Consider the following 3,656-nt stretch of genomic DNA (forward strand, 5'->3'; position numbering starts at 1 on the left):
TTGTGTGCGGCCGAGCTTCGTCGAGTGGAGGAGTACGCAGAAACCTTCCGGCAGCGATTGGCGGACTTGAGCTGGTTTATGAAATGCCTGAATGAGCCAATTGCGAGGCAGGCCAACAAGGAAGATAAGTGCACCGGCCACTTTTATGATGGCCATCCATGGCCATCACCCCTGCGGGGCCAGCCTTCGGCTGTTCCAATTTGATCCCGTCAAATTGGTGGGAGAGTCGATTTAAATCCCAGGCTCTGGATACCGAAGAGGCACTCCTTTCCTGCATGGCCTATGTAGACCTGAACCCCATCCGGGCCGCCATGGCGGAGACGCCAGAAACCTCCGAACACACCAGCATCAAGGAGCGAATTCATCCCACCTTTGATCTGGCAGGAGCCATTGCCCGGCAAACAGAACAGCAGGCACTGAATGAGTTTTCGGTACCGTTAAAACCACTACTGGGTTTTGAAGGCGTCATTCGAAACGGCTTCCAGCGAGGCATCCTGTTCAGCTTTGAAGATTACCTGGAACTGGTGGATTGCACCGGGCGCATCAGCCGGAGCGACAAACGTGGCTGTATTGACGAAAGCGCGCTGCCGATTCTGGAACGGCTGAATCTGGACCCGGAACGATGGTGCCACCGGGCGACTGCCTTTGAAGATAGCTATCAGGATTACCGAAATCCTGGACGGCGACGACAAGCGGCTTAGACAACCACCCCCAATTACTCCAATCCCTTTATCGGTGTTCCCGCCGAGAATTTCGCTCGCCTGAAATCGGCAGATTTCCAGAATTCACGGTGGAAGGTCGCCGCTGCTTTGTCATAACCGCGAAACAGACGCAATAAAACCGAGGGCCGGAAACGGCAAAGGCCCGGGGGCGAAACCTCCGGGCCTTTGGGGATCGGATCAGGCTAGTGCCTGTCCATGATCAACGAATTAGAATTAGACGCAGCAAATCCAAAGCCAGAAACGACAAAAGCCCGGGGTCGAAACCGCCGGGCTTTTGGGGGTCTGGTCAAGCTAGTGCCTGTCCAAGATCAGTCCGCCGGGGATCAGGTCAGGCTAGTGCCTGTCCAAGATCAGGGCGTTTGGAGAGATTGGCGCGAGAGGCCGCTTGCGGAGCTGGCTTTGACGGCAACGGTGAGATACCCGAAAACGGCGTGGGCGTGAAGGTATCACCAATCACAACACTACCACTGCCAATCGTGACGCCCCCGCAGGAAATCGCGCTGCCAGTTACCGCCGCAGGAATACCATTAATGAGAACAGTTGCCGAACCCGCAGCGATGGCTCTCGGGTGGGGAGGGTGTTTGGGTTTGGAGTGCGGGGCCGTCACTGGCACCACACGCGATGTGGTCAACAAAGACTCACGAAGACCCAACCAAAAAATTGGCAGGCTATTCAGGCTAGTGCCTGTCCATTAGCAGGCTAAGACTGATTATGCGGCAGATGCCTCTTCGCTCTGTGTCTGTCCATGCTCAAATTCCAGGCTAGTGCCTGTCCATGGTTACGCTGGGACATGTTCAGCAAGATGGGGGCCATGTTTGACGAGGTTGTGCCTATCCACGATTGCATGGTTGATAGGAGTTATAAATACAAAATCTCGATACCCTTTCTTCTCACAAGGTTCAACAATTTCAGCGATGCTCCGGCAGGCTTTTTCTCACCCGTCTCCCACTTCTGAACGGTTGAAACACTCACGTTAAGAATGGCAGCAAACACAGCCTGACTCATACGGGTCTGGCTGCGAATATTCCGGATTTCTTCCGGCGGGAGCTCTCTACTGTCAGTGCGACACAGCTCTTCGTATTCGCCGAGTCGCCGTTTACCTATCAGCCCAACGGCATGGAGGTCCAATGCCGTTTCTCGAATTTCATTCAACAGCCGGTTGTCTCTTTCAGTGGTTGCCATAAGTAATCTCTTTCAACACTTTGCTTACATGAGCTTTCTGCAGCTCCTGGTCTGAATACTGCAACAAATCTGCTGCCAACGCCTTTAGTGCTCGCAACTCCCTGGCCGACAGGTCTGAACGTTCGTTCTTGGCAAACCCAAACACAAAGAACCAACGGTCACCCAAGTTGGTGGCGACAAGCGCTCTCGAGCCACCTCTCTTGCCATGACTGTGCGATGCAATCCTTTTCTTAAAAACTCCACCACCAAGATCCGCATCTATCAGACCTTCATTCATTTCCATAACTGCCTGGCGGAGATCATCATCGCTCACTCCGTTTTTCCGCATCCATCGATAAAACGTTTTCGTTCTGAAGATCCTTATCATACGCAAACCATACCACTGAGTGGAACACCCGAACCAATAACATTTATAAGCCAGTTATATCCGGCAACAAGATGCTGTACATATATACAGTTTGAAATTATTGATGCATGATAGGCACATGTCAACAGCCACGGAAGACAAGGCCCCACCATGCCCAAAGCCAGAGCAGAACTGGTCAGCGTTTCAGACACCCCCTTCTACCACGTGATCTCTCGCTGTGTGCGCCGCACCTTCCTGTGCGGGCAAGATCGCGCCACCGGGCGCTGTTATGAGCACCGGCGAGGATGGATTGAAGAGCGAATCCGGCTTCTGGCATCTGTGTTCGCGATAGATGTCGCCGCTTATGCGGTGATGTCGAACCACTATCACCTGGTGGTGAAGCTCAGCCCCGATGAGGTGGAACCGTGGAGCATGGATGAGGTGCTGGCGCGCTGGTGCAGCCTATATAAAGGTCCACCACTGGTACAGCGGTACCATCGGGGTGATGAGTTGTGTGCGGCCGAGCTTCGTCGAGTGGAGGAGTACGCAGAAACCTTCCGGCAGCGATTGGCGGACTTGAGCTGGTTTATGAAATGCCTGAATGAGCCAATTGCGAGGCAGGCCAACAAGGAAGATAAGTGCACCGGCCACTTTTATGATGGCCATCCATGGCCATCACCCCTGCGGGGCCAGCCTTCGGCTGTTCCAATTTGATCCCGTCAAATTGGTGGGAGAGTCGATTTAAATCCCAGGCTCTGGATACCGAAGAGGCACTCCTTTCCTGCATGGCCTATGTAGACCTGAACCCCATCCGGGCCGCCATGGCGGAGACGCCAGAAACCTCCGAACACACCAGCATCAAGGAGCGAATTCATCCCACCTTTGATCTGGCAGGAGCCATTGCCCGGCAAACAGAACAGCAGGCACTGAATGAGTTTTCGGTACCGTTAAAACCACTACTGGGTTTTGAAGGCGTCATTCGAAACGGCTTCCAGCGAGGCATCCTGTTCAGCTTTGAAGATTACCTGGAACTGGTGGATTGCACCGGGCGCATCAGCCGGAGCGACAAACGTGGCTGTATTGACGAAAGCGCGCTGCCGATTCTGGAACGGCTGAATCTGGACCCGGAACGATGGTGCCACCGGGCGACTGCCTTTGAAGATAGCTATCAGGATTACCGAAATCCTGGACGGCGACGACAAGCGGCTTAGACAACCACCCCCAATTACTCCAATCCCTTTATCGGTGTTCCCGCCGAGAATTTCGCTCGCCTGAAATCGGCAGATTTCCAGAATTCACGGTGGAAGGTCGCCGCTGCTTTGTCATAACCGCGAAACAGACGCAATAAAACCGAGGGCCGGAAACGGCAAAGGCCCGGGGGCGAAACCTCCGGGCCTTTGGGGATC

The 3,656-nt window shown here is 54.1% G+C and carries 7 protein-coding genes; 3 read left to right on the forward strand and 4 right to left on the reverse strand.

Annotated elements, in window-relative coordinates:
* Positions 1 to 158 precede the first annotated feature (158 nt).
* Positions 159 to 701, forward strand: a complete 543-nt coding sequence (locus C7H09_RS12305) for a hypothetical protein (protein ID WP_240616569.1) — start codon at positions 159 to 161, stop codon at positions 699 to 701.
* Between the two features lie 349 nt (positions 702 to 1,050).
* Here the strand turns inward: C7H09_RS12305 and C7H09_RS12310 are convergent, their stop codons facing one another.
* The 3 genes from C7H09_RS12310 to C7H09_RS12320 form a co-directional block, all read right to left on the reverse strand.
* Complete coding sequence (locus C7H09_RS12310) at positions 1,051 to 1,338, reverse strand: PAAR domain-containing protein (RefSeq protein WP_338064045.1); 288 nt, start codon at positions 1,336 to 1,338, stop codon at positions 1,051 to 1,053.
* Between the two features lie 242 nt (positions 1,339 to 1,580).
* Positions 1,581 to 1,904: a helix-turn-helix domain-containing protein gene (locus tag C7H09_RS12315; RefSeq protein ID WP_106763123.1), complete on the reverse strand. Its 324-nt coding sequence runs from the start codon at positions 1,902 to 1,904 to the stop codon at positions 1,581 to 1,583.
* Positions 1,891 to 2,271 carry a type II toxin-antitoxin system RelE/ParE family toxin gene (locus C7H09_RS12320; RefSeq protein WP_106763125.1) on the reverse strand — a complete coding sequence of 127 codons (381 nt, stop codon included), beginning with the start codon at positions 2,269 to 2,271 and terminating at the stop codon, positions 1,891 to 1,893. Before C7H09_RS12320 ends, C7H09_RS12315 begins: the two co-directional genes overlap by 14 nt.
* Before the next feature lie 150 nt (positions 2,272 to 2,421).
* On the opposite strand from C7H09_RS12320, the gene C7H09_RS20260 reads away from it, so the two are divergent.
* Together C7H09_RS20260 and C7H09_RS20265 are read left to right on the forward strand one after the other, a co-directional pair.
* On the forward strand, positions 2,422 to 2,964 hold the full coding sequence (locus tag C7H09_RS20260) for a transposase (RefSeq protein ID WP_240616579.1): 543 nt from the start codon (positions 2,422 to 2,424) through the stop codon (positions 2,962 to 2,964).
* A complete protein-coding gene (locus C7H09_RS20265; protein ID WP_240616580.1) occupies positions 2,961 to 3,461 on the forward strand; it encodes a hypothetical protein in 501 nt (166 codons plus the stop codon). Before C7H09_RS20260 ends, C7H09_RS20265 begins: the two co-directional genes overlap by 4 nt.
* A 14-nt stretch (positions 3,462 to 3,475) precedes the next feature.
* On the opposite strand, the gene C7H09_RS20000 is transcribed toward C7H09_RS20265, so the two are convergent.
* On the reverse strand, positions 3,476 to 3,656 hold a 181-nt coding region (locus tag C7H09_RS20000; RefSeq protein ID WP_206074323.1), incomplete at its 5' end, for a hypothetical protein.

It is taken from the genome of Marinobacter fuscus, assembly GCF_003007675.1.
GTDB lineage: Bacteria > Pseudomonadota > Gammaproteobacteria > Pseudomonadales > Oleiphilaceae > Marinobacter > Marinobacter fuscus.

Coding starts and splice junctions, on each gene's coding strand:
- C7H09_RS12305 (WP_240616569.1), top strand. CDS start 159: ATGGCCATCACCCCTGCGGGGCCAGCCTTCGGCTGTTCCAATTTGATC.
- C7H09_RS12315 (WP_106763123.1), bottom strand. CDS start 1,904: ATGGCAACCACTGAAAGAGACAACCGGCTGTTGAATGAAATTCGAGAA.
- C7H09_RS12320 (WP_106763125.1), bottom strand. CDS start 2,271: ATGATAAGGATCTTCAGAACGAAAACGTTTTATCGATGGATGCGGAAA.
- C7H09_RS20260 (WP_240616579.1), top strand. CDS start 2,422: ATGCCCAAAGCCAGAGCAGAACTGGTCAGCGTTTCAGACACCCCCTTC.